Source organism: Kaistia nematophila, from assembly GCF_026343855.1.
In the GTDB taxonomy this organism is placed as follows: domain Bacteria; phylum Pseudomonadota; class Alphaproteobacteria; order Rhizobiales; family Kaistiaceae; genus Kaistia; species Kaistia nematophila.
On the sequence record NZ_JAPKNK010000001.1, the window covers coordinates 503,308 to 528,221 of the forward strand.

Genomic DNA, 24,914 nt, shown 5'->3' on the forward strand with positions numbered 1-24,914 from the left:
CCGCAACCCGCGAAGGCGGGGCGAAAGGCGGCCTTGCTCAGCCGAGATCGAGCAGGGTCTTCGCCGTCGTCTCGTTGGTGATCAGGCCGTTGATGATGCGGCCACGCAGCGCGGCATGGATCGCCAGCACCTTGCCGGGTCCCATGGCGCAGCCGACGACCAATCGGGTGGCCGGCACCTCGCGCGGCACGCTGGTCAGCCTTTCATTGGTGCCGCCGGCGATGATCTGGCCCTGGGCATCAAAGGCCCAGCCGGTGACTTCGCCGACCGCGCCGAGCCGGTGCATTTCTTCGAGTTCCGAGGCCGAGATGAAGCCGTCGATGAAGAGCGGCGCATTCTCGTCCATCCGGCCGATGCCGACGAGCGAGACATCGGCCGCCTCCGCCAGTTCGCAGATACGCCGCACCGGCTCCAGCCGCATCAACTGGTCGCGCTCGCCGCGCGTCGGCATGACGACGGGCAGCGGCATGGGGAAATGCGGCGCCTGGACGAGGTCGGAAAGGCGCGCCAGCACGTCGAAGAAGCTGGCCGAACCCTGCATCGAGATGTGGCCGACCAGCGAGACGAGGCGGTGTCGCGGGCAGGCGAGGCGGGGGATCTGCTCGACGGCGGCGCGGAGCGTTCGTCCGGTTCCGAGCGCCACGACGATCGGCTCGGTGGCGCGCAGGCGCTGCTCGAGGAAGTCGGCGGCCGCCTCGGCGATGCCGACGACGGCGTTCTCCGAGCCGGGGTCGGATGGCACGATCTGGCAGTGGCCGAGGCCGTAGCGCTCGGTCAGCCGTGCCTCCAGCTCCATGCAGGCGGCGATGGGATGATCGAGGCGGAAGGTGATCAGCCGCTCGGAAAGCGCCAGCGAGACAAGGCGCTGCGCCGTCGGCCGCGACACGTTGAGCTTCCGGGCGATCGCGTCCTGTGTGTTGCCGGCGATGAAATAGAGCCAGCCCGCGCGGGCGGCGTCATCGAGGCGGGAGCGTTCCAGATCGGTGGCGGTCATGGCGGGATTGCTTCTGATAGATGCGGCAGGAGGTCCGCCATCCTCTCGACGATTCGGTCGGCGCCGGCGTCGAGCAGCATGCCGCCTGCTTCGCGCCCGGTATAGTGGCTGCCGCCGACAAATCCCCAGACCGTCATGCCGGCGGCCTTGCCGCCGATGACGCCGCTGACGCTGTCCTCGATGACGAGGGCCCGATCCGGCCGTGCGCCCATTTTCTCGGCGGCGAACAGGAAGAGGTCCGGCGCCGGCTTGCCGCGCGCGACCATCGTCGTGTTGAAGACATTGGCGTCGAAGAACTCTCCAAGCTCGGTCAGGCCGAGCGACAGGCGGATGCGTTCCGGCGTGCTCGACGAGGCGATGCAGCGCGGCGTGCGGAGGCTGCGGAGCAGCCGGGTCGCATCGGGCATGACCCGCAGCGCGGTCCGGTAACGGGCGATGAGGAGCGCATTGAGCTCGGCGGGGAAGCTTGCCGGCAAGGGGTGGCCGGTGCGGCGCTGGTAGTCCGTCTCGACGACGCTGAAGCTGCGGCCGAGGAAGCGCTCGAATACCTCGTTCAGATCCAGTTCGACGCCGTGCCGGGCGAGGGTCTCCCGCAGGCAGCCGCAGGCGATGATTTCGCTGTCGACGAGAACCCCGTCGAGATCGAAGACGACCAGTTCGAACGCCGACACGACCCTGCCTGCCTTGGCTCGAGAGCGGAGGCTTGCAGCAGAGCATTAAATCTGATGGAGAGCAATTGTTCATTGAAAATGCGGCGGCAGGCCGGAATCGGGGGCATTCGGGCCCGCCGCCTCGGACCGGCGCGGTGTGCAGGCGCACCGGTCCGAACCGATCAGCTGTCGCGGCCAGGGCGCGGTGGCGCGCCGGATGGCGGCACCTTGGCGGGATCGGGCCGGGCGGGGTCATGCGGCTCCGCCTGCTTGCCGGGATCGTCGCCCTGGATATCGGGGGGGCGGTTCCGGTTGCCGAAGCTGCTGTTGCCGCCGGGCTTGTCCTTGTCATAGGGCGTCGACATGGCGTGTCTCCTTGGTTTCCCTGCGGGGAAAACACGCCGGCGCGGTCCGGGTTCCCGCCCCGGAGGCGATTGGTTCAGCCGACCGCGATCAGGAAGGGGACGGGCCGCAGCGGCGCCAGCCGGTCGCCATTCGCCAGCCGCTCCTTGTTGGGGCCGAGCGAACGGCGCAGATGCTGCTCCAGAGCCCGCTGGGCCCGGGCCGGTTCGCCGGCGATCAGGCAATCGAACACGGCGAGGTGCTCGGCCAGCATCTCTTCGGCGTCGGGCAGGATCTGGTAGGTGTCGTGCATGGCGATCAGCGGCAGCTGGCTGCGGTGGATCGCCTCGCGCAGCTGGCTGTTGGCGCAGCGCTGGACGGTGTCGACATGCAAATCGTGCTCCAGCCGTTCCAGAAGCTCGGCCGAGCGCTTGCCGGACTGCACGGCGCGGATGCGCTCGCGCTTGGCGACGAGGTCGCGGCGGTGCAGCGTCGGCCAGGCCTGCTCCAGCGCCAGCGGTTCGAGCAGCCAGCGCATTTCGAAGTGCTCGTGCATCCGCTCCGGCGTCAGCGGCCCGGCATACCAGCGCTGGTTGCTGTCCTGGGTGACGAGGCCGGCGCGGTCGAGCGCCGTCAGCACCTCGTGCGCCACCGTCCGGCTGACGCCGTAATGCTCGGCCAGCAGGCTCTCGTTGAGCTGGAAGCGGCCATAGGGCAGGCAGCACGCGACGATGTGCTCGACCTCGGGATAGATCGTGGCGCGGCGGTTGCGCGCCGTCGGCTGCAGGGCGCGGGCATCCGGCAGGACGAGGCCGGCCTCGACCAGGTCGAGGCGGAGCGGCGGCGCGCCGTCGTCGGCGCCGATCATCAGGCCGCGGCCGCCGAAGCGCGTCACCAGGCCCTCGTCCTCGAGCCGCCGCAGCGCCGCGCCGGCGGGGATGCGGCTGGAGCGGAACGCCCGCGCCAGCGCCGTCTCGCCGACCACCAGCCCGGCCGGCAGCGTGCCGTCGACGATCTGCCGGCGCAGCGCCCGGTAGATCACCTCGTAGAGCGGCAGCCCGGCCTCGTCGGCCTGCGCATCGGCCGGCATCATCGCCTGTCCCTCTCAGTTCAAGCGCGCGCCGCGCCGGCGGCCACCGGCGACGTCTCCTCGCCCGCATGGATGAAGCCCATGATCTCGCGGCTCATCGGCTCGTAGCGATGCGAGTTCTCGATCGTGCCGGCGAGGGTGAAGTCGCGCATCACCAGGATGCGATCGGCCAGCGTGATCATCTCCGGCATGTCGCTGGAGATCAGCAGTACCGAAAGCCCCTCGCGGGTGATCTCGCCGATCAGCTCGTGGATCGCCGTCTTGGTCTTGATGTCGATGCCGACCGTCGGCTCGTCGATGATCAGGATCTCGACGCCTGCCGCGAGCCACTTGGCAATCGACACCTTCTGCTGATTGCCGCCGGACAATTTGCCGACGGCCTGCTCGATCGAGGGCGTCTTGACCTCGAGTTTCTCGACCAATGGATGCACCAGCCGGCGCTCGTTCGATCGCGTGATCAGACCGAGGGCGGAGGCGATCCGCCGCCAGACGGTGATCGCGACATTGGAGCGGATCGGGTGGGCGAGGATCAGTCCTTCCGCCTTGCGGTCTTCCGAGATGTAGCCGAGGCGGTGGCGGCGGATGGCGGTCGGCACGTCGGGTATCGTGACGGGCTGGCCGTTCAGCCGCAGTTCACCGGAAACGACCTTGCCGTCGCCGATCAGCGCCCGCGCCAGCTCGGTGCGGCCGGCGCCGACGAGGCCGTAGAGGCCGAGGATCTCGCCCTTGTGCAGGCGGAAGCTGACGCCCCTGTGGCCGAAGGAGGTGGTGACGTCCTTCGCCTCCATCACCACCTTCGAGCGGTCGACGTCGCGCGCGCCCATTTCGGCGACGCGTTCCTCGCGGCCGATCATGGCGGAGACGATCTTGCCGCGGTTCATGCTGGCGATCGGCTCGCCGGCGGCGGCAACGCGGCCGTCGCGCAGCACGGTGACGCGGTCGGAGATCGCCATCACCTCTTCGAGCTTGTGCGATACGAAGACGATCGCCTTGCCTTCGGCGCGCAGGCGCCGGACGACGGCGAAGAGCGCCTCGGCCTCATGGCCGGTGATCGAGGCGGTCGGCTCGTCGAGCAGCAGCACCTGCGCTTCCAGCGACAGCGCCTTGGCGATCTCGACGATCTGCATCTGCGCCACCGAGAGATGACGCACCTCGGTGCGGGTGTCGATCGACGGGTCGATCATGTCGAGGAATTTGCGCGCTTCGGCATGCACCCGCTCGAAGTCGATGACGCCGTTCCGGGTCGGCGGTCGCTCGATCATGATGTTCTCGCCGACGGTGAAGCGCGGGATCAGGTTGCGCTCCTGGTGCACGGCCGAGATGCCGGCGGCGATGGCGTCGCGCGGCGAGGTGAAGTCGACCGGCTTGCCGTCGACGAGCAGGCGGCCGCGATCCGGCCGGTAGAGGCCGGTGATGATCTTGATCAGCGTCGACTTGCCCGCGCCGTTCTCGCCCATCAGGGCGTGGGTCTCGCCGGGCAGGATCTCGAACGAGACCTCGTCGAGCGCGGTGACGCCGGGAAAATCCTTGCCGATGCCTTCGATGGTGAGCCGCATGATCAGGCGCCTCCCGCGCGGACGGCGCGCAGCCGGTTCAACCCGACGGCGGCGAGGATCAGGGCGCCAAGCAGGAACTGCACCCAGTAGGGATCGACCTTGGCGAGCACCATGCCGTTCTGGATGATGACGATCAGCACGACGGCGAGCGCGGTGGCGGCGACCGAGATATGGCCGCCGGTCAGCGCCGCGCCGCCGATGATCGGCGCCGCGAAGGACATCAGCAGCCAGTCGGCGCCGATGGTCGGCTGGGCCGAGCCGAGCTGCGCCACCGCGAGGATGGCGGCGGCGCCGGCGAGCAGGCCGGAGAGCGTATGCGCCATGACGATGACGCGGTCGCGCGGGATTCCGGAAAGCTCGGCCGCCTGCGGATTGCCGCCGACGGCGAGCAATTGCCGGCCGGGCACGGTGCGGGCCAGGAAGAAGGCGAGCGCGATGGCGATCAGGACCGGCGGCAGCAGCAGGTAGGGCAGCGCGTAGAAGCGCTCGGTGCCGAAGGCGACGAAGCTTGCCGGCAGATTGTAGAACGGGATCGACTCGGTGATGCCGAGATTGATGCCGGTGAAGGCCGAGGCGGTGGCGAGCGTGATGATGAAGCCGTTGATGCCGGTGCGCACCGTCAGCAGGCCGTTGATCAGGCCGCCGGCGGCGCCGATGGCGAGGCCGCAGAGGATCGCGACGGGAACCGGGAAGCCCCACTTCTCCATCATGCCGCCGACGGCGATGGCGACGAGGCCGCCGAGCGCGCCGACCGACAGGTTCATCTGGCCGACGGCGAGCGTCAGCATCTGCGCGAAGGCGACGATCAGCACGACGCAGAACGAGCGCAGCATCACATAGAGATTGAATTCGGTCAGGAAGGCCGGCGACAGCACGGCGAGCGTGACCAGGCCGATGGCGATGGCGATGGCGAGCGCCGACCATTCATTGGCGAGGAAGCGTTGGCCGAAGGTCGTGTTGCGGGTCATGGTGCTCATGCGCTTTTTCCTGACGCGCGGCGGCCGGCATCCTTGCGGCCCAGGCTGCGACGTTCGGCATAGATGCCGCGATAGCGGTCCAGCATGACGGCGGCGAGCAGGATCAGGCCGAGGAAGAGCTGGAGCCAGAAATTGCCGACCTGCATGACGAGCAGGCCGGAGCGGATGGTGGTGACGAGGAAGGCGCCGAGAATGGTGCCGACCACGGAGACATAGCCGCCGGCCAGCAGCGTGCCGCCCAGCACTGGCGCGAGGAACGAAGGCAGCAGCCAGTCCTGGCCGATCGACGGCATGGCGGCGCCGAGGCGGATCACCAGCATCAGGCCGGCCGATGCGGCGAGCGCGCCCGACAGGGTGTGGGCGATGATGATGGCGCGGCCGACCGGCACGCCTGAAAGCTCGGCGGCGCGGGCGTTGGCGCCGGCGGCGAGGATCTCGCGGCCAAGCGCCGTGAAGCGGAACAGCACGACGAGGGCGGCGCCGAGACCGAGCGCGATGAACAGCAGCGGCGAGATGAACTTCCAGCGCATGCGGCCGAAGGCGGCGATCTCCGGCGGCAGCGCATTGAAGGTCTGCGCCTTGGAGAGGATCAGCATGGCGCCGAGGAACAGGCTGGCGCTGGCAAGCGTGATGATAAAGGAATTGACGCCGGAGCGGACGATGACGAAGCCGTTCAGCCAGCCGAGGAAGGCGCCGAGCAGCAGCGCCAGCGCCATGGCGACCGGGATTGGCAGGCCGAGCGTCTGCATCATGTAGCCCGACGCCATCACCGCACAGACGCCGATCGAGCCGATGGCGAGATTCATGCCGCCGGTGGCGAGCACCACCATGGTCGAGAAGCCGATGACGACGTCGACGGCGAGCGAACGCGACAGCGCGAACAGGTTGAACGACGAGACGAAGCCGGGCGCGAGGCTGGTGAACAACACCCAGAACAGCACGATGATGGCGGCGAGGCCGATCAGGTTCGACTGTTCCGCCAGCCAGGAAGGCCGGGCGCGGGAATCGGAGGAAACGGCAAGGGTCATGGTGAAGCCATGTGTGAGGTGGCCACTTCACCTCTCCTACAGGGAGAGGTCGACGGCGCAGCTGGCGGGTGAGGGGTTGGGACGTCTCCGGAGAGGACGTATTCCCTCACCCGGACCTTCGGTCCGACCTCTCCCCATGGGAGAGGTGAATCAACCCGGCGCCGGCCGTGAATCCGGCAGCACGCGGGTCGGCCTTGAGGCCGACCCGCGGAACCGCTTACTTGCAGGTGAGATACTTGTCCTTGAAGGTGGACTGGATCTCGCCCGTGATCTTCTTCAGGTCGTCCTTGTAGGTGCCGACATTGTCGTTCGAGATCAGAAGCGTGCCCGAGTCGATGAAGTGCTCGGTCTGCGGCGTCTTGATCCACGGCGCGTCGGCCTTGACCGTGCAGGTGCCACTGGCGATCAGGTCAAGCACATAGGCGCCGACATAGCCCTGGCCATACGGGTTCTGCGCCATCGTGCCGGCGACGAAGCCGTCCTTGATGCCGTCGAGGACGATCTGGTCGTCATCGATGCCGACCAGCTTGATGCGCTTGTCGCCGAGATTGCGCAGCGACTTGGCGGCGACCACCGACGGGATGTAGGCGGTCGAGACCATGCCGTCGATCTCGTCCTTCTGGGCGCCGAGCAGGGCGTTGATCTTCTGGTCGGCCGCTTCCTGCGCATCGGTGTCGGTGATGTGCTGGACGATGGTGACCGCGCCGTTGGTTTCCTTGACGGCCTTCTCGACCGCGTCCATGCGCAGCTTGGTGTTCGGATCGACGAGCAGGCCGGCGAGATGCACGATCTTGCCCTTGCCGCCCATCGCCTTGATCAGCGCCTGAGTGCCGAGATAGGCCGAGTTGAAGACGTCGGTGCCGAGGCAGAACGACATCTTGGTCGGGTCCTGCGCGCAGCCGGCAAGCGCCGCGGCCGGGATGTTGTTCGCGGTGAGTTCCTCGACGGTCTGGTTGATGCCGACGGCGTCGCCCGGGAAAATGCCGAACGCGGTGTAGCCCTGGGTGACCAGGCTCTCGACCAGTTCGGTCTGCAGGTTCAGCTTCCACTCGGCCGGAACCTTGAAGTCGACGGCGGCGATGCCGAAGTCCTTCGCCGCGTCCTTGCCGGCCTGTTCCCAGGGGGCGAAGTACGGATGCGGGCCGCCCGGAATGAGCGCGATCTTGTTGTCGGAAGCATGCGCGGCGCCGGCGGCGAGCCCGAGCAGGGCGGCGGCAAGCATCGGCAGGACGCGCGAGCGCGCGCCACGGTGGCGTTGAATCATGATGTCCTCCCTCGGCGACAGCGCGGCCTGCTCCTCCAGTCCACGTTCGCGGAAGCGATGTAAGCACGAACGCATATCGCGTGCAATATGCCGTGCGTAGGGAGGCTTCCCGGGCGGCTTCCGGGTCTTGGGGCGGCATAAAAAATGGCCCCGCCCCTGGGGTTCAGGGCGGGGCCGCATTGGGGAGGTCAGATTTGGAGGTCAGTTTCAGTTCGTCAACGCGGCAATCCGGAAAGCGTTCCCGGACGTGGGCGGCCAGGGCGCGTGCGGAGCGCCCGTTCGCCGATCAGTTGCTGGCGGGATGCGGGTTGAAGGCGCCGAGGCCCTCGCTGCCCTGGTGGGCGACGCCGATGACCTGGCCCGGCACGACGCCGAGGAGCTGGGTGCCATTGGCGAAATGGTAGGTCTGGCCGCCCTGCAGGGTCAGCGTTCCGGACGAGGCGTTGACATTGATCACGGTGCCTTCGGTCTCCTCGGCGGCGATCGCCGCGGCGCCGGAGGCGAGGAAGGCAAGGGAAGCGGCAGCGAGGATAAGCTTGCGCATTTGGTATTCTCTTTGTTGGACGTTCGTTCGGGCAGGTTCGGACGCGGCGTGAACCACCGGGGGGAGTGGTTCGCGTTCTGTCCGCGTCCGTGGGGGGCGAGGTTCGGTGTCGGGCTACTCGGCCGGGCCGGCGTCCGGGCCGGCGTCGGGGCCGCCGTCGTCAGGCGCGTCATTGCCGCCAGGGCCGGGGCCGTTCATGTCGTCGGGGCCGCCCTGCGGGCCGCCGCGATCCATCGGGCCGTGGCCGTGCGGACCATGGCCGTGCGGGCCGCGACCGGGACCGCCCGGCCCCATCGGCGGACCGAAGCGCAGATCGGCGTTGGCGAGCTTGGTCAGCTGCTCGGGGGTCAGCTTGGCCTTGAGCGCGTCGATCGCCTTCGACAGTTCGGCAGCCTTGGCGGCACGGTCGGTGACGTTCTGGATCAGCCGTTCCTCGCGGGCGAAGGGGGCCGGCTCCGCATTGGCGTCGGGGGCGACGGCCGGGCGAGCCGGCGGCTGGAACATGGCCAGCAGTGCGTTGGTATAGTCGCGCCAGGCGTCATGCTGGTCGGCGCGGATGCCGATCAGCGTCTCGGCCGCGTTGAGGTTCTGGGCGAGCCACATCTGCATCCGCTCGCCGCGCGGACCGCGACGGCCCTGTTCGCGACCGTGATCGCGGCCATGCGGACCGCGGCGCATATCGGGCTGGCCGCGTTCGGAATCCGAAGCCTGGGCGACCTGCTCGTTCTTGGCCGGCACCTGGGCCTGCGTGGCGGCGATCGCCGAGACGCTGGCGACCGTGACGACGGCGAAAGCTGCGAGAGCGCGTTTCATGGATGTCCTCCAATTGGGTTGCTGAACGCAGGCCGAAACTAGGAAGCCGCCGTTTCCTCGCTAGGTCGTTTCGTTGCCGAGCATGTCCCGCTTCGGCATTCTTGTTACAAACTGTTGCTGCCGGGCGCTTTGTGACGATCGGTTACGAAAATCTCGCCCCGGGCGGGAATCGAGCCGGTACAGCTTCTGGCAACGCGAGATAGCGCGCTGGCGGACAATGTCCCGCCGGCCCCATGGACAGGTTCGAGAGAGAACGCTTCAAGAGACGGGACGACGAGATGCCAAACCCGCCGCACATACTGGTCGTCGACGACGATCTTGAAATCCGCCGGCTGCTCGGCCGCTATCTCGACGGCCAGGGCCTGCGCGTCACGCTGGCCGCCGACAAGCGCGAGCTGGAAGAAAAGCTCGCCACCCAGCAGATCGACCTGATCGTGCTCGACGTCATGCTGCCGGACGGCTCCGGCCTCGATATCTGCCGCCAGCTGCGCGATCGCAAGCCGCATATCCCGATCATCCTGCTGACGGCGTTGAAGGAGGATGTAGACCGCATCATCGGGCTCGAGATCGGCGCCGACGACTATCTCGGCAAGCCGTTCAACCCGCGCGAGCTTCTGGCGCGCATCCGCGCCGTGCTGCGCCGTTCGGGCGAGATGGTCGAGACGGCGACGGCGACCGCCAGCTATGGCTTCGCCGGCTTCGTCGTGTCGCCGGCGACGCGCGCCGTGGTCGATCCGGATGGCGCCGAGATCGCGCTGACCGGCGCGGAGTTCGACCTGCTGATCGTCTTTCTCGACCGTCCCGGCCGCGTGCTGTCGCGCGAGCAGCTGCTCGACCTGACCCAGGGTCGCGAGGCGGATCCGCTCGACCGCTCGATCGACGTGCTGATGAGCCGGCTGCGCCGCAAGCTCGGCGACGACGGCAAGTTCCAGATCTTCAAGACCGTGCGCAATGGCGGCTACCAGCTGGCGGTCAAGGTCGAGACGGAGGCGCCGGCGTGAATTCGCTCCGTCTCAAGATCGGCCTGCTCGTCATCGGCGCCATCGTTGCCGTCGTCGGCCTCGCCACGCTCGTCGCCGTCAGCGTCATCGGCCGGCCGGGGCCGGAGCGCTCGCTCGGCCCGGCGGCGATCCAGATCGACCTGATCGCCCAACTGGTCGAGCGCCATCCCGAGGATTTTCGCGAAGGCGAGGTGCAGCGCGGCACGATGCGCGGCAAGGATCTCGGCCTGCGCATCCGCGAGAAGCCGGCGCGCGGTCCCGAGCATGAGGGGCTGACGCAGGCGCTGCGCGAGGTGCTGGTGCATATCGGCCGCCCGCGCGACGTGATCGTGACGCAGCCCAGGCCGCACGCGCCGCCGATCGTCTCGATACCGATCGACGACCTCGGCTACATCGCCGTGCCGCTCTCCAACACGGCGCCGCCGCAGGCTGGCTGGGTCATCCTGATCGGCTGGATGCTGGCGATCATCGTCGGCGCCGCCGGCATCGCGCTGGTGATCGCCTACCGCCTGACCCGGCCGCTGCAGATGATCGAATCGGCGATTGCCTCCGTCGGACCGGATGGCGTGCTGCCGCCGCTGCCGGAGACCGGCTCGGCCGAGACGCGCGCCACCGCTGGGGCGCTCAATCGCCTTTCGGCCCGGCTGAAAAGCGCGATGGAGAGCCGGATGCGCCTCGTCGCGGCGGCGGGCCACGACCTCAGGACGCCGATGACGCGGATGCGGCTCCGCGCCGAATTCCTCGACGACGACGAGCGCCAGAACTGGCTGAACGACCTCGACGAGCTCGACCGGATCGCCGACAGCGCCATCCGCCTCGTGCGCGAGGAAGTGGAGGCGGGCGGCCACGAGCCCTTGAAGCTCGACGAATTCGTCCGCCGCCTCGCTACCGAGCTGGCCGTGCAGGGCCAACGGATCGAGGTCGGCGTGCTGGAAAAGGCCGAGGTGGCGGCCGCGCCGCTGGCGCTGACGCGGGCGCTGCGCAACCTGATGATCAACGCGGCGACGCATGGCGGCGGCGGCACGATCAGCGTGCTGCGGCTGAGCGACGTCGCGATGATCCGCATCGTCGACCACGGGCCGGGCATTCCGCCCGAGATGATCGAGCGTGCTTTCGAGCCGTTTTTCCGGGTCGATCCGGCCCGCCGCCAGTCGGTTCCTGGCGCCGGTCTCGGCCTCGCCATCGCCAAGGAAATCGTCGAGCGTCTCGGCGGGCGGATCGTCATCCGCAATGGCGATGGCGGCGGGCTGGTGCAGGAAATCAGCCTGCCGCTGGTGTTCGCGCCGACGAAGATGGATGCGCCGGTCTAGAGCCGCTTCGCGCGGAGCGGATTCAGCCTGTTGCATCCGCTTCATGGGCCTGTGCTACCGTTCGGGCGGAACCACGCCTGAACGGACCCAATCACAGTGACCCTTTCGATCGAAGACCGCACCGCCCGCTTCACCCTGGCCCAGGAAATCGCGCGCGAGGCGGGCGCGCTGGCGCTCGGCTATTTCGAGCGCCTCTCGACGCTTGCCGTCGAATTCAAGCATGGCGGCCAGGATGTCGTCAGCATCGCCGACCGCGAGGTCGAGGTGCTGATCCGCGCCCGCATCGCCGAGGCCTTCCCGGAGGACGGCGTGCTCGGCGAGGAGGATGGCCTCGTCGAGGGCAAGTCCGGCGTGCTCTGGGTGGTCGATCCGATCGACGGCACCAGCCCGTTCCTGAACGGCCTGTCGCACTGGTGCGTGTCGATCGCCGTCGCCTTCGCCGGCGAGGCCGAGATCGGCGTCATCTACGCGCCGGTCAGCGACGAGTTCTTCGCCGGCGCCAGGGGCCTTGGCGCCTTCCTGAACGGCGCGCCGATCGCGGTCGCGCCGACGCGCGCGATCGAGGACGGCCTGCTCGGCTTCGGCAGCAATCACCGCATTCCGCCGGAAGATGTCGGCCGCTTCGTCACCGTTCTGCTGGAAGCCGGCGGCATGTTCTATCGCAACGGTTCCGGCGCGCTGATGCTCGCCTATGTCGCCTGCGGCCGGCTCGTCGGCTACTACGAGCAGCATATCAATTCCTGGGATTGCCTGGCCGGGCTCTGCCTGATCAAGGAGGCCGGCGGCTGGCACAACGACTTCCTCGCCGGCGAGGGCATGCTCGAGGGCAACCGCATCGCCGGCGGCGCGCCGCAGATGAAGGCCGGCCTCGTCGCCCTGCTGGAAAAGGCCGGTGCCTCGACCGAGACGATCGCCTGAATCGGAAGCCGCCGCGCAGGCTCGCTGGCCGGCGCGGCGTCTCTGGTCAAGGCGGCCGCCGCATCCTATTGGTGTAGGCACGCTTCGGTTTCCCTGCACCTCCAAGGAGTCGCCTGTGGTCGAAACGACATTGTCCTTCAAATACCGTCTCGAAAAGGAGACGCCGCGGCTGGGGCCGGGTGGCGTCACGCGCGGCGCTTCCGTGCACGAGTTTCCGGCGAGCGTCGGCATTGCCGGCGTGTCGATGCGGCTGGAGCCGGGCAGCATGCGCGAGCTGCACTGGCATGCCAACGCCGCCGAATGGGGCTATGTCGTTTCCGGCAATTGCCGCACCACGCTGATGCGCCCCGACGGCAGCTCGGCGATCGACACCTTCGCGCCCGGCGATGTCTGGTATTTCCCGCGCGGCTGGGGCCATTCGATCCAGGGGATCGGGCCGGGCGAGTGCCATTTCATCCTGATCTTCGACAATGGCGACTTCTCCGAGGACCACACCTTCTCGATCACCGACTGGCTATCGCGCACGCCGCCCGACGTGGTGGCGCAGAGCCTTGGCATCTCGCTCGAGGACGTGGCGAAGCTGCCGAAGGGCGAGGCCTATTTCGCCAAGGGCCCGGTGCCTGACGACGCCTCGTTCATCTCGGCGCCGCGCAAGGAACCGGAGCTGGTCACCGTCCATCGCTATCCTCTGATGGCGCAGGTGCCGCGCCGGGTGCCGGGCGGCGGCGTGCAGCGCACGGTGACGGTCGACGAATTCCCGATCTCGACGACCATGGCGGGCTCGGTGCTGGAGATCCAGCCGGGCGCGCTGCGCGAGCTGCACTGGCACCCGAATGCCGATGAGTGGCAGTATTTCATCGAGGGCACAGCCGAGATGGCGGTGTTCCTGGCCGAGGGCAACGTCGTCATCGACCAGTACGAGGCGGGCGATATCGGCTATGCCCCGATGGGGTCGGGCCACTACATCAAGAACACCGGCCCCGGCGTGCTGCGCGTGCTGATCGGTTTCAACAGCCCGAAATATGAATCGAACGAGCTGTCGACCTGGCTCGCGACCAATCCGCCGGCTGTGCTCTCGACCAATCTGGGCCTGCCGGCCGAGACGGTGGCGAAGCTGCCGAAGGAAGAGCACTTCTTCGTGCCGAAGCGCACCGGCTGACGCGGTTTCCGAGGCGTCGGTCGGAGAGACCGGCGCCGTTCCGCACCCCACGCTCGCCGTCATCCCGGACGCAGCGAAGCGGATATCCGGGATCCATCCAGCCGGGTTGCCGCCTCTTCACCTCTCTCAGGGGGAGAGGTCGGACCGCAGGTCCGGGTGAGGGGCTAAGCCCTCTCCCGGATGGGTCCCTAGGCCTTCACCCGCCGCACTTCGTGCGTCGACCTCTTCCGGTGGGAGAGGTGAAAGCAGGTTTTCCCTCCTACACGCCCGGCCCCGAGGCTTCGCGCAGGTAGCGGACCGGCCGCTCCGGCGCGAGCGCCAGGGCGGCGCGGACGATCGCCTGCGCGTCGATGCCGTGGTGGCGGTAGAGATCGGCGATGGTGCCGGTCTGGCCGAAATGCTCGACGCCGAGCGAACGAGTGCGGTGGCCGCCGACCGAGCCGAGCCAGCCGAGCGTCGCCGGATGGCCGTCGAGCACCGTGACCAGCGAGCAATGATGCGGCAGGTCGGCGAACAGCCGTTCGACATGCGACTTGGCATGGACGAGGCCGCGCTCGCGGGCACGGCCCGCCGCCGTCCAGCCGGCGTTCAGCCGGTCGGCCGAGGTGATGGCGAGCAGGCCGATGTCGCGGCGGTCCTCGGCGAGCAACCCGGTCGCCTCGATCGCCTCGGGCGCGACGGCTCCGGTATAGGCGATGACGACCTCGGCGTTCGGGCCGGGCTTCCTGAGCCAGTAGGCGCCGTCGACGATGGCGCGTGACAGTTCCTCGTCGATGGTGCGGGTCGGCTGCTCGAGCGGACGGGTCGACAGGCGCAGATAGATCGAGCCGCCGGTCTGGTCGCGCAGCCAGGTGCGCTCGTCCGGGTCGCCCTCGCCATTGCGCTGGATGTAGTCGAAGCCGAAGCGGAGGATGGTGGCGAGTTCGTCGACGAAGGCCGGCTCGAAGGCGGCTAGGCCGTCCTGCGCCATGCCGATCAGCGGCGTGCCGATCGACTGGTGCGCGCCGCCTTCCGGCGCCAGCGTGATGCCAGACGGCGTGGCGACGAGGATGAAGCGCGCATCCTGGTAGCAGGCATAGTTGAGCGCATCGGCGCCGCGATAGATGAACGGGTCATAGAGGGTGCCGATCGGCAGCAGCCTCTCGCCGTTGATGGAGTGGCTGAGGCCGAGCGCCGAGAGCATGAGAAACAGGTTCATCTCGGCGATGCCGAGTTCGAGATGCTGGCCCGAGGGCGAGAATTCCCAGTTGAAGGTCGAGGGAATCCGCTCCGACTTGAAGGTGTCGGCCATGTTCTCGAGCGCGAACAGGCCGCGCCGGTTGACCCAGGGGCCGAGATTGGTCGAGACGGTGACGTCGGGCGAGGTGGTGACGATGCGGTTGGCGAAGTCGCTGTCCTCGCGCGAGATCTCGTTCAGGATCTGGCCGAAGCCTGCCTGGGTCGAGAGCTCCTTGCCGCCGACGCCGGGTGCCGGCAGCACGGCCGGCACGTCGATATGCGGCGCGACGGAAGCCGGCTTGCGCTGGTTGAACGGCACGGCGTCGAGGAAGGCCTGCAGCTTGGCAGGCTCGGCCGAAAGGCCTTCAAAGTTCTCCCATTCATGGCCCGGACGGACGTTCATCGCGGTGCGGAACGCGTCCATCTGGGTCGGGTTCATCAACCCGGCATGATTGTCCTTGTGGCCGGCGAGCGGCAGGCCGAAGCCCTTGATCGTGTAGGCGATGAAGCAGGTCGGCCGGTCATGCTGGCCTGCCTTGGCGAAGGCGTCGAGCAGCGTCGGCAGGTCGTGGCCGGCGAGGTTGGTCATCAGCCGGGCGAGTTCCGCGTCGCTGCGCGCCTCGATCAGCCTTGTCACCGGGCCCTGATCACCGATCTCGTCGAGGAGGCGCTTGCGCCACGCCGCGCCGCCCTGGAAGCAGAGCGCCGAATAGAGCTGGTTCGGGCAATTGTCGATCCAGTCGCGCAGGCGCTCGCCGCCCGGCTCCTGGAAGGCGGCTTCCAGCAGCACGCCATACTTCAGGACGACGACATCCCAGCCGAAGTTCTGGAAGATTGCCTCGAAGCGCTGCCAGAGGCCCTCGCGGACCACGGCGTCGAGGCTCTGACGGTTGTAGTCGACGATCCACCAGGTGTTGCGCAGGCCGTGCTTCCAGCCTTCGAGCAGGGCTTCGAAGATGTTGCCCTCGTCCATCTCGGCGTCGCCGACGAGCGCGATCATCCGGCCTTCGGGATGCTCGCCGCTCCAGCCCTTGGCGCGGACATAGTCCTGCACCAGCGAGGAAAACAGCGTCTGGGCCACGCCGAGGCCGACCGAGCCGGTCGAGAAATCGACGCCGTCAATGTCCTTGGTGCGCGACGGGTAGCTTTGGGCGCCCTTGTAGCCGCGAAAGTTTTCCAGCTTTTCGCGCGTCTGGCGGCCGAGCAGATACTGGATCGCGTGGAAGATCGGGCTCGCATGCGGCTTGACCGCGACGCGGTCCTGCGGGCGCAGCACGTCGAGATAGAGCGCCGTCATGATCGTCGCCAGCGAGGCCGAGGAGGCCTGGTGGCCGCCCACCTTGATCCCTTCCGCATTGTCGCGGAGGTGGTTGGCGCTATGGATGGTCCACGCCGCCAGCCAGAGGATCTTCTTCTCCAGCTCCGCCAGCATGGCGAGGCGGTCCGGGGTTGGCGAAGACGGGGTAGGGGCGGTCGGCATGGACGATCCTCCATCGATCCAGAAATTCAGAATGGACCGGGCCGTTCGCCCGGTCCAGTGTCGCGTTCAGGGATCAGCCGATCCGCGATCCGCTCGCCGTATCGAACAGGTGGATGCGTTCGACCGGGAACTGGACATGCACGGTGTCGCCGCGCTCGGCGAGGCCGCGCTCCAGCGAGAACGCCTTGACGTCGCTGCCGAAGGCGCTGGCGTGCAGGATGGTGCCGAATCCGGTGGGTTCGACCAGGTCGATCGTCGCGGCGATGCCGCCGGGAAGATCCTTGCCGACCAGAACATGCTCGGGACGGATGCCGAGCGTCACCTTGGTGCCGTCGGCCGTCGGCGCCGGGCCGGCGAGCGGAACGACGACGCCCTGCGCCAGCTCGACGCTGCCGCCATTGGCGGCGCGATAGACGCCCTCGAACATGTTCATCGCCGGCGAGCCCATGAAGCCGGCGACGAACAGATTGGCCGGACGGTCATAGAGGTCGAGCGGGCTGCCGACCTGCTGCACGATGCCGGCGTTCATGGCGACGATGCGGTCGGCCAGCGTCATCGCCTCGATCTGGTCGTGGGTGACGTAGATCGAGGTGGCGCCGAGGTCCTGGTGCATCTTCTTGATCTCGCCGCGCATGTGCTCGCGCAGTCGCGCGTCGAGATTGGAGAGCGGCTCGTCGAACAGGAACGCCTTGGGCTGGCGCACGATGGCGCGGCCCATGGCGACGCGCTGGCGCTGGCCGCCGGAGAGCGCCTTCGGCCGGCGCTCCATCAGCGGCGTCAGGCTGAGCTTCTCGGCGGCGCCGGAGATCGCCTTGGCGATCTTGTCCTGCGCGATCTTCCGGAGGCGCAGGCTATAGCTCATGTTGCCGGCGACGGTCATGTGCGGATAGAGCGCGTAGGACTGGAACACCATGGCGATGTCGCGGTCCTTCGGGTCGAGATTGTTGACGACCTTGCCGCCGATCTTGATCTCGCCGGAGGAGATGTCCTCGAGGCCGGCGATCATCCGCAGCAGGGTGGACTTGCCGCAGCCGGACGGGCCGACCAGCACGACGAACTCGCCGTCTTTGATAGTCAGGTCGACGCCGTGCAGGATCTTGACGTTGCCATAGGCCTTGCGGACGTCGGTGATATCGATGGATGCCATTGCGATGCTCCGTCAGCCCTTGACCGCGCCGGCCGTGAGGCCCTGCACGAGGTAGCGCTGGATGAGAAGGAAGAAGAGACAGGCGGGGATCAGGGCGAGCACGCCCGCGGCCATCATCTGTCCGAAATCGACCGAGAACTTCGAGACGAAGCTGAGCAGGCCGACCGGGAAGGTGCTGGCGTCGACGCCCGAGATCAGCATCAGCGCGAACAGCAGCTCGCTCCACGCCGCCGTGAACACGAAGCCGAGCGTCGCCGCCATGCCCGGCAGCGTCAGCGGCAGGATGATCTGGCGGAACGCCATGAAGCGGGTGGCGCCGTCGATCATCGCGGCTTCCTCGAGATCCTTCGGGATGCCGTCGAAGAAGGACTGCATCAGGAAGGTCGCGAACGGCACGTTGAAGGCGACATAGACGAGGATCAGGCCGGAGAGGCTGTTGGTCAGGCCGAGCGGCGACAGCATCTTGAAGATCGGCGCGATCAGCATGACGAGCGGGAACATCTGCGTCAGAAGCATCAGTCCGACGATCCAGATCTTGCCGCGGAAGGTGAAGCGCGACAGCGCATAGCCGCCGATCGAGGACAGGATGGTGACGATGAAGGCGGTCGACACCGACACGATCATCGAGTTGCGGAAGAACAGCGGGAAGTCGCTGTGCGTCAGCACGAAGGCGAAGTGGTCGAGCGTCGCCCGCGACGGCCACATCTTGACGCCCTCTGAATAGAGAAGGTCGTTGGGCGTGACCGAGACCTTGACCAGCCAGAACAGCGGGAACAGGGCGAAGGCGATGTAGACGAGGATGGCGAGCCGATGGGCGACCGTCATGCCGATGCGCTTGGAGCTGGTCATGGTCTAGCGCTCCTTGAGCAGCGTCTGGCGCAGGAACACGATCAGCAGCGAATAGACCATCAGCAGCAGCAGAAGCACCATTGCGATGGCCGAGGCATAGCCGAAATCGAGCCTGCGGAAGGCCTGGGTGAAGATGTAGCTGGCGACGATCTGGGTCTTGTCGGCCGGGCCGCCATTGGTCATCACGACGATCAGGTCGGCGAAATTGGCGATCCAGATCGTGCGCAGCATGACGGTGATGGCGATGGTCGGCGCCAGGAAGGGCAGGGTGATCGAGCGGAAGCGCTGGAATGGCGTAGCGCCGTCGATGGCCGCCGCCTCATAGAGGTCGCGCGGGATCGACTGCAGCGCCGCGAGCAGCGTGATCGCGAAGAACGGGATGCCCCACCAGACATTGGCGATGATCGGTCCCCACATGGCGAGGTCCGGATCCGACAGGATGTTGTTGGGGGCGCTCAGGATGCCGAGCGCATAGAGCCAGTGCGGGATCGGGCCGACGACCGGATTGAACATCCAGGCCCAGTTCAGGCCGGACAGGAAGCTTGGTACGGCCCAAGGCAGGAAGCAGAGCGCCTGGGCGAGGCCGCGGCCGTAGAAGGGCTTGTCGAGCAGCAGCGCCAGGATCAGGCCGAAGGCAAACTGCAGCGCCACCGAATAGCCGGTCCAGTAGACGGTGTTCTTCAGCGCCAGCCAGAAGGTCTTGTCCTTGGCGAGCGCCCGGAAATGATCGAGGCCGATGAAGCCGCCGGAGAACGGATCGAGCAGCGTCATGTCGCGGAAGGCGTAGGAGATGCCGATCGCGAGCGGCACCAGCATGACCGTGACGATCAGGATCAGCGCCGGGGCGGAATAGAGATAGGGCTCGCTCGCATTGGCGAGCCGCCGCAAGAACGGTCGTCGATCTCGCCCATACGGGGCGCTCACGGCCTCTGTCATCGGAAGTCGATCCCTTTGGTCTCGTCGCAGCCTGCTGGACCTCTCTTGGTGGAGGTCGCAGTCGCGGAAATGGGTTTCGGGAGGCGCATGTCGCCCCGGCGAGGGGGCAGCCCCTCCCGCAACCGTGTCTGCCAGGTGCCGGCCTTCCCGCGCGGGGAAGGCCGGTCCGACGGTCGTGCAGGGCCCGGGCCTCAGGCCCGGACGGATGCCGGCGCTGCCGCTCGCCTTACTTGGTGGCGAGGAACTTCTGCTGGCTCTTGGTCAGGTAGTCGGCCCACTGCTGGCCCAGCTCCTCCGGCGTGATCTCGCCGAGCAGCGCCTGCTGGCTGGTCTTGATCACGAGCGAGTCCTTGAAGAAGGCGAACTCGGGCAGGTAGGTCGGCATGACAGTCGGGACGACGTCCTTGTCCGAGAGCTCGGCGAACCAGCCCTTGAACTGCTCGCTGGCATAGAACGGATCGGTCTCGGCCGACTTGCGGGCCGGGAGCGCGCCGGTCTTCTTGTTCCAGGCGATGTTGCCTTCCTTGCCCTCGAGCGTCGCGAGCAGCTTCCAGGCCGCGTCCTTGTTCTCGCTGGTCGAGAACATCGACCAGCCGGCATAGCCGATGGTCGGGAAGGTCTTGCCATTCTCGCCCTTCGGCATGGTCATGATGCCGTAGTCTTCCGGCTTCATGCGCTCGGCGATGGCGATGAGGGCGTCCGGATCCTGATCGAGCATCGCGCAGGTGCCGGAGTAGAAGCCGGCGACGATCTCGTTGAAGCCCCAGTTGACGCTGTCCTTCGGAGCATAGCCCTTCTTGTACAGATCGGTGAAGAAGGTGAGGCCCTTGACCCAGCCGGCGTCGGCGAAGGTCGACGTGCCGTCTTCCTTGAAGAAGGTGTTGTCGCCATTGGCGGTGGCGCCGAACATGACCCAGCCGTTCAGGCCGCCGGGGCCGCCGCGCATGCAGTAGCCGGCCTTGCCCGGCAGCGCGGAGACCTTCTTGGCGGCCTCCTCGAACTCGGCCAGCGTCTTCGGCACGTCGGTGACGCCGGCTTCCTGGAACAGCTTCTTGTTGTAGAACATCGCGCGCAGATAGAAGCCGTAGGGCAGCATGTAGGCGGTGTTCTTGACCGAGCGGCCGAGCTCGAGCGCGCGGTCGTTCAGGTCGGCGCTCTCATCCCACTTGGCAAGGTAGGGCTCGAGGTTCTCCAGCATGCCGCGGTTGGCATAGAGGGAGAGCCAGGTGTCCGGCATCTCCATGACGTCGGGCGTCTCGCCGGCCGCGACCATGGTGGCGAACTTCTCGAAGGCCTGGCCCCACGGCAGCGAGATGATCTCGACCGTCGTGCCGGGATTGGCTTCCTCGAACGTCTTGACGATGCCCTTCAGCGTCTCGGTGCGCTCGGGGCTGGTGATCACCTCGACCAGCTTCAGCTTAGTGTCGGCGAGCGCCGACCCGGCGAGCAGCGCCGTCATCACGGCGGCTGCGGCGATCTTCTTGAACATTATTGGTCTCCCTCTTCTTGTTAACTGCAGTCTTACGCAAGCCGGGCGGAATCGATGGCCGCGGCGAGATCGTTCCAGAGCGCGTCGGCCCCCTCGAGGCCGACATGCAGGCGAACCATGTTGGCGCTGACGCCGAAATCGATCGCCGAGTTGGGACCGGCGGCCTGTACCCGCACGACCTGCGCCGGCACGACGAGGCTCTCATGGCCGCCCCAGCTGACGCCGATCTTGAACAGGCTGAGCGCGTCGGTGAACTTGGCGATGTCGACGGCGCCCTCGCGGAAGGTGAACGAGAACAGGCCCGACGTGCCGGACAGGCCGGCCGGCAGCTGGTTGCCGAGGCCGGGATGCTCGACCGAGGCAACGGCGTCGTGATCGAGCAGGCGGCGCGCGACATGCAGGGCGGCGGCTTCATGCGCCTTCATGCGGATCGGCAGGGTGCGCAGGCCGCGGATGAGAAGCCAGGCGTCGAACGGCGACAGCTTGCCGCCGAGATAGGGCAGCGTGCCGGAGCGGATCCTGCCGATCATCTCCTTCGAGCCGACGACGACGCCGGCGACGACGTCGCTGTGGCCGCCGAGATATTTCGAGGCCGAGTGCAGCACGAGATCGACGCCGAGCTTGATCGGCTGCTGGAAGACGGGCGAGGCCCAGCTGTTGTCGATCGCGGTGATGACGCCGTGGCGCTTGGCCATGGCCGCCAGCGACTGGACGTCGTGCGTTTCCATCGTCCAGCTGGTCGGGCTCTCCATGTAGAAGAGCGTGGCGCCCGGCAGCGCAGCCTCGACCGCCGCTTCGTCGCGGCCGTCGACATAGGTGACGGAGACGCCGTAGCGCGACAGCAGCGTCTCGAACAGGCGGTAGGCGTCCGGATAGACATGGCGGACGCAGACGACGCGGTCGCCCGGCTTGACGAAGGTGATCACGGTCGACGAGATCGCCGCCATGCCGCTGCCGAAGGCGAGGCCGTCTTCGGCGCCTTCCATCGCGGCAACCTTCTCCTCGAAGATGCGGACGGTCGGGTTCAGGCCGCGGCTGTAGGTCGGGCGGACCTTCAGGCCCTTATAGGTCTGCTCCATCTCGGCATAGGACGAGAAGGTGAAGAGAGAGGTCTGGACGATCGGCGGCACCACCGCCTCATAGGCGTTGACGTCGTCATGCGCGGCGACGAGGGAGGCGAGGTCGAAGGCCGCTGTACTGTCGTTCATTTCTGTACCTTGTCGGATTGTGGGGCGGTGTCCTGCGACATCTCCCGAATGTCTTCCTCGACGATCTCCAGGATCGTCAGGGTCTCTCGGCGGGCGCGCTCGGCGTCCTGCGCCGCGATCGCTTCGAACAGCGTGCGGTGATAGGGGAAGGAGCGGCCGGCGAAGTCCGGCCGGTCGAACGGCTTCGACCAGAAGCGCTCGAACGCCTCGCGCATCTGCTCCAGCAGCTGGCCGAACATCGGATTGTGCGAGGCGTCATAGACGGAGAGGTGGAAGGCGAGGTCGTACTTGCCCGAGGTGCCCTCGGCGAGATGCACCTTTTCCATCGCCACCAGCCTGTCCTCGATGATTTCGAGATCGGCCTTCGAGCGCCGCAGCGCCGCCAGCGCGCCGGCCTCGGCTTCCAGCCCGCGCCGGATGTCGAGCGTCGACAGCAGGCCCTCGCGCAGCGTGCCGGCATCAATCGACAGCGGCATGTGGATGGTGTCGGAGGAGATGCCGCGCAGCAGGTAGGTGCCGCTGCCCTTGCGCGATTCCATCACGCCCAGCGCCTGGAACTGGCGGATCACCTCGCGGACGGTCGAGCGTCCGACGGCCAGCGACTGCATCAGTTCGCGCTCGGTCGGCAGGCGTTCCCCCGGCCGCAGGCCCGACTGGGCGATGTAGTCGGCCAGCGCTGTCATGACGGTCTTGGCGCGATCGGAAGCGGGGAGCGGCGACAGGCCGGGAACGGAAAGCGTCATGCCCGCACCCGACGGGGTGCGAGGTACGCAGCATCAAGAAACCGGCTCGCCTGAATCACGCGATCGTCCCCGTTGCGCCGCCCGGAGGCGATCCAAATTGGTCTGACATCTGATCATTTCTACAAGCGCGCCGTTTCGTCAAGAGCCGCATTTTCGGCAGTTTGATGCCTGTTTGGGCAGCGCATTCGGATCTGCAACCCTGCGGTGTCGCGGCCGGCGAGCACAAAATTCCGGCTTTGCCGGCAAAACTGCGTGAATCTGCGGCTTCTGGCGGGGGCCCGGACCTGCTAGCCTCTGCCCGCGCATTTTGCGCCGGGCGGGCGACCATGAGTGACAAGCCGAAGCTTCTCATCACGCCGACGCGGTTCGAGATGGAGGTCGACGGTCATGTCGCCTTCATTCTCTACCGGATGCAGGGCGACGTCATCGAACTCGTCCACACCGAGGTGCCGCCGGAACTGGCGGGGCGCGGCATCGGCACGAAGCTGGTGCGCGCCGTGCTCGACGACATCCGCGCGCGCGGCGCCAAGCTGCATCCGCTCTGCCCCTTCGTGCACGCCTATATCGCCCGCCATTCCGAATATGCCGATCTCGTCACCGACTGAAGCCGAAGCCAGCCGACCGGAGATACGCATGCCCGCCTACGACGCCATCATCATCGGCACCGGCCAGGCCGGTTCCCCGCTTGCCGGCCGGCTGACCGACGCCGGCATGAAGGTCGCCATCGTCGAGCGCAACCTGTTCGGCGGCACCTGCGTCAACACCGGCTGCACGCCGACCAAGACGCTGGTCGCCAGCGCCAAGACGGCGCAGATGGCGCGGCGCGCCGCCGAATATGGCGTCGTCCTCGACGGGCCGGTCAGGATCGACATGAAGAAGGTCAAGGCGCGCGCCGACGCCGTCTCCGGCGCCTCGCGCGACGGCATCGGCAAATGGCTGGAAGGCATGGCGAACTGCACGGTCTTTCGAGGCCATGCGCGCTTCGTCGACCGCAACAGCGTCCGGGTTGGCGACGACGTGCTGACGGCCGAGAGGATCTTCGTCAATGTCGGCGGCCGCGCCATCCTGCCGGCCATACCGGGCCTCGCGGAGGTGCCGCACCTGACCAACAGCACGATCATGGATCTCGACGTCGTCCCCGAGCATCTGCTGATTCTCGGCGGCAGCTATGTCGGGCTCGAATTTGCGCAGATCTATCGCCGGTTCGGCGCGAAAGTGACCGTGTTCGAGCCCGGGCCGCGCCTGATCCGCCGCGAGGACGAGGATATTTCGCGCGCGGTGGCGGATATTCTGGCGGCGGAGGGCATCGACGTCATCGTCGGCGCGGCGAACCTCGCCGTCGGCCGCTCGGGAGGCGGCATCGTCGTCAGCCATGACGGCTCGAACGGCCTCAAGGCGGTTTCAGGCTCGCATCTTCTGGTCGCTACCGGGCGGCGTCCGAACACCGACGACCTCGACGCCGACAAGGCCGGCATCGCGCTGGACGCGCATGGCTACATCATCGTCGACGACGCGCTCCGCACCACTGTCGACGGCATCTGGGCGCTGGGCGATTGCAACGGCCGCGGCGCCTTCACCCATACCGCCTACAATGATTTCGAGATCGTCGCCGCCAATCTGCTCGACGACGACCCCCGCCGCGTCACCGACCGCATTCCCGTCTACGCGCTCTATGTCGATCCGCCGCTCGGCCGGGTCGGGCTGACCGAGACGGAGGCGAAGAAGACCGGCCGGCGCCTGCTCGTCTCGACGCGGCCGATGACCCGCGTCAGCCGGGCGATCGAAAAGGGTGAAACCCAGGGTTTCATGAAGATCGTGGCCGATGCTGACAGCGGCGAGATCCTGGGCGCGGCCCTGCTCGGCACGGGCTGCGACGAGGTCGTGCACTCGCTGATCGACGTCATGTATGCCCGCCGGCCTTACCAGCAGGTGCGCCGCGGCGTCCACATCCACCCGACCGTGTCGGAGCTCCTGCCGACCATGTTGGCTGAATTCCGGCCCGCCTGACGCCGCAGCCGGCGGCCTTTCCAACGGTTGCATAAATCGCGTCTTGCGAACGCACGGTGGTGGCGTGACGGCGCATGTATGGTAAATGTTAAGGATAGTCTCATAGAGACAGGAGCGTAGTGGCCGCGTAGCGTACCGGCGATGTGTAGGGTGCAATACCGTTGACAGTCTCTCCTTTCTCGCCGCGCGGG

23 protein-coding genes are annotated in these 24,914 nt (G+C 67.4%); 6 read left to right on the forward strand and 17 right to left on the reverse strand.

Features of this window, described 5'->3' with window-relative positions:
* Window positions 1-37: 37 nt before the first annotated feature.
* From OSH07_RS02360 to OSH07_RS02405, 10 genes are all read right to left on the reverse strand, one after another.
* Window positions 38-994: a sugar-binding transcriptional regulator gene (locus OSH07_RS02360; RefSeq protein ID WP_266336992.1), complete on the reverse strand. Its 957-nt coding sequence runs from the start codon at window positions 992-994 to the stop codon at window positions 38-40.
* Entirely contained in the window at window positions 991-1,665 is a 675-nt protein-coding gene (locus OSH07_RS02365; protein ID WP_266336993.1) for an HAD family hydrolase, read from the reverse strand. The genes OSH07_RS02360 and OSH07_RS02365 overlap by 4 nt, the downstream gene beginning before the upstream one ends.
* Before the next feature lie 161 nt (window positions 1,666-1,826).
* Entirely contained in the window at window positions 1,827-2,009 is a 183-nt protein-coding gene (locus OSH07_RS02370) for a hypothetical protein (protein WP_266336994.1), read from the reverse strand.
* A gap of 74 nt (window positions 2,010-2,083) precedes the next feature.
* A complete protein-coding gene (locus tag OSH07_RS02375; RefSeq protein WP_266336995.1) occupies window positions 2,084-3,079 on the reverse strand; it encodes a GntR family transcriptional regulator in 996 nt (331 codons plus the stop codon).
* A gap of 17 nt (window positions 3,080-3,096) precedes the next feature.
* A complete protein-coding gene (locus tag OSH07_RS02380; protein WP_266336996.1) occupies window positions 3,097-4,632 on the reverse strand; it encodes a sugar ABC transporter ATP-binding protein in 1,536 nt (511 codons plus the stop codon).
* Between the two features lie 2 nt (window positions 4,633-4,634).
* Window positions 4,635-5,609 carry an ABC transporter permease gene (locus tag OSH07_RS02385; RefSeq protein ID WP_266336997.1) on the reverse strand — a complete coding sequence of 325 codons (975 nt, stop codon included), beginning with the start codon at window positions 5,607-5,609 and terminating at the stop codon, window positions 4,635-4,637.
* Window positions 5,606-6,637 (reverse strand): ABC transporter permease, encoded by a 1,032-nt coding sequence (locus OSH07_RS02390; RefSeq protein WP_266336998.1) that lies wholly within the window; start codon window positions 6,635-6,637, stop codon window positions 5,606-5,608. Before OSH07_RS02390 ends, OSH07_RS02385 begins: the two co-directional genes overlap by 4 nt.
* A 217-nt stretch (window positions 6,638-6,854) precedes the next feature.
* Window positions 6,855-7,901 carry a substrate-binding domain-containing protein gene (locus tag OSH07_RS02395; protein ID WP_266336999.1) on the reverse strand — a complete coding sequence of 349 codons (1,047 nt, stop codon included), beginning with the start codon at window positions 7,899-7,901 and terminating at the stop codon, window positions 6,855-6,857.
* Window positions 7,902-8,187: 286 nt separating this feature from the next.
* On the reverse strand, window positions 8,188-8,445 hold the full coding sequence (locus OSH07_RS02400; protein WP_266337000.1) for a DUF1344 domain-containing protein: 258 nt from the start codon (window positions 8,443-8,445) through the stop codon (window positions 8,188-8,190).
* A 114-nt stretch (window positions 8,446-8,559) separates the two neighbouring features.
* A complete protein-coding gene (locus OSH07_RS02405) occupies window positions 8,560-9,258 on the reverse strand; it encodes a hypothetical protein (RefSeq protein WP_266337001.1) in 699 nt (232 codons plus the stop codon).
* A gap of 278 nt (window positions 9,259-9,536) precedes the next feature.
* On the opposite strand from OSH07_RS02405, the gene OSH07_RS02410 reads away from it, so the two are divergent.
* From OSH07_RS02410 to OSH07_RS02425, 4 genes are all read left to right on the forward strand, one after another.
* On the forward strand, window positions 9,537-10,259 hold the full coding sequence (locus OSH07_RS02410) for a response regulator (protein WP_266337002.1): 723 nt from the start codon (window positions 9,537-9,539) through the stop codon (window positions 10,257-10,259).
* Complete coding sequence (locus OSH07_RS02415) at window positions 10,256-11,569, forward strand: sensor histidine kinase (protein ID WP_266337003.1); 1,314 nt, start codon at window positions 10,256-10,258, stop codon at window positions 11,567-11,569. The genes OSH07_RS02410 and OSH07_RS02415 overlap by 4 nt, the downstream gene beginning before the upstream one ends.
* A gap of 96 nt (window positions 11,570-11,665) precedes the next feature.
* Window positions 11,666-12,487 carry an inositol monophosphatase family protein gene (locus tag OSH07_RS02420; protein WP_266337004.1) on the forward strand — a complete coding sequence of 274 codons (822 nt, stop codon included), beginning with the start codon at window positions 11,666-11,668 and terminating at the stop codon, window positions 12,485-12,487.
* Between the two features lie 115 nt (window positions 12,488-12,602).
* Window positions 12,603-13,646 (forward strand): cupin domain-containing protein, encoded by a 1,044-nt coding sequence (locus OSH07_RS02425; protein ID WP_266337005.1) that lies wholly within the window; start codon window positions 12,603-12,605, stop codon window positions 13,644-13,646.
* Between the two features lie 259 nt (window positions 13,647-13,905).
* Here OSH07_RS02425 and OSH07_RS02430 read toward each other — a convergent pair whose 3' ends face one another.
* The 7 genes from OSH07_RS02430 to OSH07_RS02460 all read right to left on the reverse strand — a co-directional run bounded on the left by OSH07_RS02430 (window position 13,906) and on the right by OSH07_RS02460 (window position 22,716).
* The gene (locus OSH07_RS02430) at window positions 13,906-16,344 is read right to left on the reverse strand and encodes a transketolase-like TK C-terminal-containing protein (protein WP_266337006.1); all 2,439 of its coding nucleotides are present in this window, start codon (window positions 16,342-16,344) and stop codon (window positions 13,906-13,908) included.
* Between the two features lie 73 nt (window positions 16,345-16,417).
* Window positions 16,418-17,491: an ABC transporter ATP-binding protein gene (locus OSH07_RS02435; RefSeq protein ID WP_266337007.1), complete on the reverse strand. Its 1,074-nt coding sequence runs from the start codon at window positions 17,489-17,491 to the stop codon at window positions 16,418-16,420.
* A 12-nt stretch (window positions 17,492-17,503) separates the two neighbouring features.
* Window positions 17,504-18,340: a carbohydrate ABC transporter permease gene (locus OSH07_RS02440; protein ID WP_266337008.1), complete on the reverse strand. Its 837-nt coding sequence runs from the start codon at window positions 18,338-18,340 to the stop codon at window positions 17,504-17,506.
* A 3-nt stretch (window positions 18,341-18,343) separates the two neighbouring features.
* Window positions 18,344-19,276: a carbohydrate ABC transporter permease gene (locus OSH07_RS02445; protein ID WP_266337009.1), complete on the reverse strand. Its 933-nt coding sequence runs from the start codon at window positions 19,274-19,276 to the stop codon at window positions 18,344-18,346.
* A 226-nt stretch (window positions 19,277-19,502) separates the two neighbouring features.
* Complete coding sequence (locus OSH07_RS02450) at window positions 19,503-20,765, reverse strand: ABC transporter substrate-binding protein (protein WP_266337010.1); 1,263 nt, start codon at window positions 20,763-20,765, stop codon at window positions 19,503-19,505.
* Between the two features lie 32 nt (window positions 20,766-20,797).
* A complete protein-coding gene (locus OSH07_RS02455) occupies window positions 20,798-21,973 on the reverse strand; it encodes a PLP-dependent transferase (RefSeq protein WP_266337011.1) in 1,176 nt (391 codons plus the stop codon).
* A complete protein-coding gene (locus tag OSH07_RS02460) occupies window positions 21,970-22,716 on the reverse strand; it encodes a FadR/GntR family transcriptional regulator (RefSeq protein ID WP_266337012.1) in 747 nt (248 codons plus the stop codon). Before OSH07_RS02460 ends, OSH07_RS02455 begins: the two co-directional genes overlap by 4 nt.
* Before the next feature lie 326 nt (window positions 22,717-23,042).
* On the opposite strand from OSH07_RS02460, the gene OSH07_RS02465 reads away from it, so the two are divergent.
* Both OSH07_RS02465 and OSH07_RS02470 read left to right on the forward strand, forming a co-directional pair.
* Window positions 23,043-23,321 (forward strand): GNAT family N-acetyltransferase, encoded by a 279-nt coding sequence (locus OSH07_RS02465; protein ID WP_266337013.1) that lies wholly within the window; start codon window positions 23,043-23,045, stop codon window positions 23,319-23,321.
* A 28-nt stretch (window positions 23,322-23,349) separates the two neighbouring features.
* On the forward strand, window positions 23,350-24,723 hold the full coding sequence (locus OSH07_RS02470; RefSeq protein ID WP_266337014.1) for an FAD-containing oxidoreductase: 1,374 nt from the start codon (window positions 23,350-23,352) through the stop codon (window positions 24,721-24,723).
* Window positions 24,724-24,914 lie beyond the last annotated feature (191 nt).